Origin of the sequence: Flavisolibacter nicotianae (assembly GCF_003628535.1) — a bacterium.
Lineage (GTDB): Bacteria > Bacteroidota > Bacteroidia > Chitinophagales > Chitinophagaceae > Flavisolibacter > Flavisolibacter nicotianae.
Window position 1 is genome coordinate 1 of record NZ_RBCI01000031.1, and the last position, 4,668, is coordinate 4,668.

Genomic DNA, 4,668 nt, shown 5'->3' on the forward strand with positions numbered 1-4,668 from the left:
TGCAAGTGTGGCTATACGTATTACTATTCAGCTTGACGAATAACATGGCATCTGATTAACTTTAATCATCGGCAATGCTGCCAAGTCCACACCTGACAGCAATGCTTTAACGTTGGCAGAAATCTTATGGTGAAGAAACTTTTAGGATACGTGTTGATAGGCCTTGGATTATTAGGCGTGTTTTACTTCAAGGGTTATAGGGGTGACGTTATTCCTGTACCTATGCTGTGGCTTGTCGTTAGCCTTGGAGTTGTTGTGCTGGGGACATACCTGTTGATGATAGCAAGAACGCAAAAGGAAGTCCGAGGGCTTGATAATTTAAAAGCCCAAATCAACAGAATTAAAGAAAGTGGAGAAAGGATACAAATTGATTTTGAAAACTGCGATTTCAAAACGACCAATGTTCATGACCAGATAAAAGCCGATGATTTTTCAAGAATCCAAATATTTGATGCGCTGTACGGCTCAAACCGTAATAATAGTGAAAGAGCCAGCACAGTGACTTATATCATCTACAAGTATCAAAATGGAGACAAAGCTGAAAAGTTTGTCAGTCAGCCTTTCCCCGTCGAGGAAACGATGTTGAGGTACTATGTTTCTAATAATAATATTGTTCTTTACGTGGATAGGAATGATAGGAAGCAATATTTTTTCGATGTTCAGCGATGAAAGACTTCTGCCAACATGGTCTTTAAAAAAGTCGGGCTGAAGAATTATTTTTCAACAATAAAACATTAATCAATAGGGGTGCAAAAGTGGGGCTGTATTATTTCAAATGCCCGCCCTTCTTAAAGCCCTTCACGTTGGGCGAAATGCGAACCCTGTAACTCAAAAAGCGTAAAAACTAAAACTAACAAATATGGCTGACCCTCGGGCTTTCATCAGTTTCGACTACGACAACAATAGCGGAGAGAAACTATATTTTGCAGGACAGGCAAAAAACTCACGAACTCCTTTTAACATAGCTGATTGGTCTTCAAAAACTCATTTACCTCAAAAAGAATGGGAAGAGCTAATTAAAGCCAAAATCAACAAGTGTAACCTTTTGATTGTTTTGGTTGGTAAGAAAACCTCTACGGCAACAGGAGTTATAAAAGAAATAGAATTTGCAAAATCTCAAGACGTTCCTGTTTTTGGTGTGTATGTTGGTGGTGCTGACACAAACACATCCTTACCAACAGGGTTGCAAAGAAATCGAACTATCGAATGGAATTGGGAGAAAATTGCAAACGCAATAGACCAAGTAATGAAGGAAGGAAAAAACAAGTAAAATGAAAAAAGCACTCATTGTTGGAATTAATAACTATCCGAAATCGCCTTTACGTGGCTGCATAAATGATGCGTATAGTTTGACCAATATTTTAGAAACGCATGGAGATGGTTCGCCAAATTTCTCAGTTCGCACGGAAATTGATGTCCCTACAAAGTCTAGCCTTAAAACTATGATTGTGGAGTTATTTTCTGGCAATGCAGATACCGCCCTACTTTACTTTTCTGGACATGGCTTCTTAAATGAGATTGGCGGTTATATTGTTACACCCGACCATAAACAATACGATGAAGGTATTTCTATGGATGAAATACTAATCTTAGCAAATCAATCAAAAACAAAAGACAAAATAATAATTTTAGACTGTTGTCATTCGGGAGCTTTAGGTTCACCGAACCTTTCTGGTGGAGCAGCACAGTTGCAAGAAGGAGTTACAATCCTAACAGCAAGCAGGGACGATGAGCCGTCAATGGAAATCAATGGGCATGGTGTTTTTACAAACCTTCTTTTAGATGCGCTTCAAGGTGGTGCAGCAGATTTACGTGGACATATATCACCTGGCGGTGTTTACGCCTATATTGACCAAGCTTTAGGACCTTGGGAACAAAGACCTGTATTCAAAACTAATGTAACAAGATTTACATCTCTTCGAACAATAAATCCACAAGTCCCATTAGAAGTTTTAAGGAAGCTAATAGAGTATTTTCCCACCCCGCAAGACGAATTCAAACTAGACCCATCGTTTGAATTTACAAACGCAATCGATATTGAACATTCCGTTGTTGAACCGCATGCCAAACCTGAAAATGTTTCCAAGTTTAAGCATCTACAGAAGTTCAATACCGTCGGATTGGTATTGCCAGTTGATGCAGAGCATATGTATTTTGCTGCAATGAACTCGAAGTCTTGTAGATTGACAGCACTTGGTTATCACTATTGGAGACTAATAAAGGACAAGAGAATATGAAGCACATTCGCCCAACATGCGGTTTGGCGTTATTGCGGCGAAAGGAACGCAGCTGCAACTTTTGTTTCAATATTGTGCTACATATCCCGCTTGACGGAACGCTATTGAGCAGTAGAAATAAACTTGTACATTAGTTCATCATTCGGCTTCAGTTGTGGTCAGACGGAACACAGAATATCGCAACAACGCCAAGCCGTTTTCCGTTGGCCGCAACCTCGAAGATCCTGGTAATGCAATATGCTAAGATTGAAATAACTGATGGACTTGAATTGAACTATCAGCAAATAGGAGAAGAGCTTGAAAAAGAGCTGGAAGGTTTTGGCTTTCAAATTGCACTTCGGACTGTGGCAGATTGGGGTTATGTGTTCCGCACGAAAAGTGATGGGCAAGCCTTTGATGTTTCCATTGTCCATTTAGATGGTAATAGTTTTGGGATAGCTATTGAACCTGAAGAAGGGCTATTCTCCGACATTTTCAAGTATTTCAAAAAGCCTCACACCAAAGGAATAAAGCAATGGGTAGAAGAGATACTGACTACCGATGTTGGTGCTAAAAGTATTAGATGGTTTACTGCCGATGAATGGATAACAACATTTGGTCAAACCTTTTGGAGTTACTCATCAAAGTAGCTGCGGCCAACACAGTATTGGTAAAATAGCGGCTGAACAGCTATCTTTCAACGACAAAACTTAAATCAACAACGGGAAGTAAGTGAAGCTGAAGTAACACAGAATACCGCTACTTCACCAATCCTCTGCACGTTATAGGCTATTACACAATCATTTCTAACTCGACGAGCATAGGCTCGGACATTCTTTGTAGATACATGGCGACAGATTACAAGTGGACAATAAGATTTAGCATTCTGACACCTATTCTAATTATCGTTTGCATTTTTCTTATGGGTGGAGGACATGGATGGTACACTCCAGCAATGTTGCTGTTTCCTTGGGCAACACTGAACACAGCCTGGCAAGACCACTTATCGGCACCTTTAATAATTGCTGGAGCTTTTCAGTTCATTGCATATGGTGTTCTAATTGATAAAACAAGAGGTACACACAACCAGACAGCAGTGACTATAGGCATTTTGTTATCTCACATCTTACTGACTATACTTATTCTTGTGCTGAAAAATCCCGAATGGAGATAGGTCGAACGGTTTCACAACAGCCTATAACATGGTGTTGCTACAATAGGTGCTGACGAATATGTTTTCAACTTATTATCTTTAGTCAACGACAAAATGAAAGTGAAGCTGCAGCTTTTCAAATTCACCTACTGACAGCAACACCTTAAACGTTAGCAGCCTAGGTATCCTACAATACAGCCAAATGGAATTGATCGGACAGCATAAAACCAACTTCGTTTACTATTTTCTACCGAAAGAGGAGCCGCTAGAAAACCTGCCGGCCGAAAACTGGGTATGTCTGGGGATAGCCAATCAGGAGTTCGATAAACCGCTTTTTAACCGATTCATCAAGCACAGCATCTATTCAGGATTGTTGGAGTTCAAGGGACAGGGCATTTATGGCGAGAAGCTGCACGACTGGTTTGATGACGAGGTTGTCAATTTAGAAGTCATTGAAGAATATCCGGAAACCGACGTGATGACAACCTGGTACAGCGGCGAAGAAAATGATTTGGCCAATGCTGTTTGGAGCTGCTTTTATGCCCAAATACTTCCCGAAGGAACGGATGCGACCCAAACGAAAGTAGTTTGTTTACCTTTTGATGGGGCGGACTACAGAAAAGAACTTGCAATAATCTTGGACCGACTAAATAACGGATGGATACCGCCTGACGAGTAAGGCTGCTAACATCGGCTTCTCGCAATGCGGGCTGGCGGATATGGGTTATACGGTTGAACTATTATCAACATTATCAATAAATTTAGGCAGACGAAACGCGGAAGACCCGCACTGCGTAAAGCCCCGCTCCGTTAGCCGAAATGCGAGCACGAAATTTCTTTAAAGCAAAAGACCAGTTTCAATTGAATGGATTATCCTGACAGAATAGAGTTGATTCTAACATATAAACATGACCCATTGGACACAGAAATCTTCTCAGAAAAAGTAGATGCTGTGAAAATTGGAGACTATTACAAGTTGGTACATGTTCCCGCTTTTGCTCCAAACATTGCATATGGAGACATTGTAAAAGTTGAATTTGACGACGGAGAGTTTCACTTTGATGAGCTAATTGAAGAATCTGGATATAGTGTAGCTCATGTTATTATTTGGAAGCCCGAATGCCGAGACAAAGTAATATCTACATTAAATGATTTTGGCTGTGGTGTGAACACACATTGTAAGCTCCCCCTGAATTCGCTGCGTTTAAAAGTATAAAATCAGTTGTTTTCTTTTGGTTTAAACATAGGAATTTGGATTTTATGGTATTCAACTGGCGGCACGAAGCCCAAGGCCTGGTG

The 4,668-nt window shown here is 40.4% G+C and carries 6 protein-coding genes; all 6 read left to right on the forward strand.

The window, feature by feature from the left end:
* The first annotated feature begins 129 nt into the window (after positions 1-129).
* The 6 genes from D6024_RS26025 (at position 130) to D6024_RS26050 (ending at position 4,585) form a co-directional block, all read left to right on the forward strand.
* Entirely contained in the window at positions 130-669 is a 540-nt protein-coding gene (locus D6024_RS26025) for a hypothetical protein (protein ID WP_162945051.1), read from the forward strand.
* 190 nt (positions 670-859) lie between these two features.
* Positions 860-1,270, forward strand: coding sequence for a TIR domain-containing protein (locus tag D6024_RS26030; protein WP_121357753.1), 411 nt, complete (start codon positions 860-862; stop codon positions 1,268-1,270).
* A 1-nt stretch (position 1,271) separates the two neighbouring features.
* Positions 1,272-2,237, forward strand: a complete 966-nt coding sequence (locus tag D6024_RS26035) for a caspase family protein (protein WP_121357754.1) — start codon at positions 1,272-1,274, stop codon at positions 2,235-2,237.
* Between the two features lie 230 nt (positions 2,238-2,467).
* Positions 2,468-2,866: a hypothetical protein gene (locus D6024_RS26040; protein ID WP_162945052.1), complete on the forward strand. Its 399-nt coding sequence runs from the start codon at positions 2,468-2,470 to the stop codon at positions 2,864-2,866.
* 705 nt (positions 2,867-3,571) lie between these two features.
* A complete protein-coding gene (locus D6024_RS26045) occupies positions 3,572-4,048 on the forward strand; it encodes a hypothetical protein (protein WP_121357756.1) in 477 nt (158 codons plus the stop codon).
* A 237-nt stretch (positions 4,049-4,285) separates the two neighbouring features.
* Positions 4,286-4,585 carry a DUF4265 domain-containing protein gene (locus D6024_RS26050; protein WP_162945053.1) on the forward strand — a complete coding sequence of 100 codons (300 nt, stop codon included), beginning with the start codon at positions 4,286-4,288 and terminating at the stop codon, positions 4,583-4,585.
* Positions 4,586-4,668: the final 83 nt, after the last annotated feature.

Excerpts from the sequence above, each read along its gene's own strand:
- D6024_RS26030 (WP_121357753.1), top strand. The coding sequence starts at position 860 with ATGGCTGACCCTCGGGCTTTCATCAGTTTCGACTACGACAACAATAGC.
- D6024_RS26035 (WP_121357754.1), top strand. The coding sequence starts at position 1,272 with ATGAAAAAAGCACTCATTGTTGGAATTAATAACTATCCGAAATCGCCT.
- D6024_RS26040 (WP_162945052.1), top strand. The coding sequence starts at position 2,468 with ATGCAATATGCTAAGATTGAAATAACTGATGGACTTGAATTGAACTAT.
- D6024_RS26045 (WP_121357756.1), top strand. The coding sequence starts at position 3,572 with ATGGAATTGATCGGACAGCATAAAACCAACTTCGTTTACTATTTTCTA.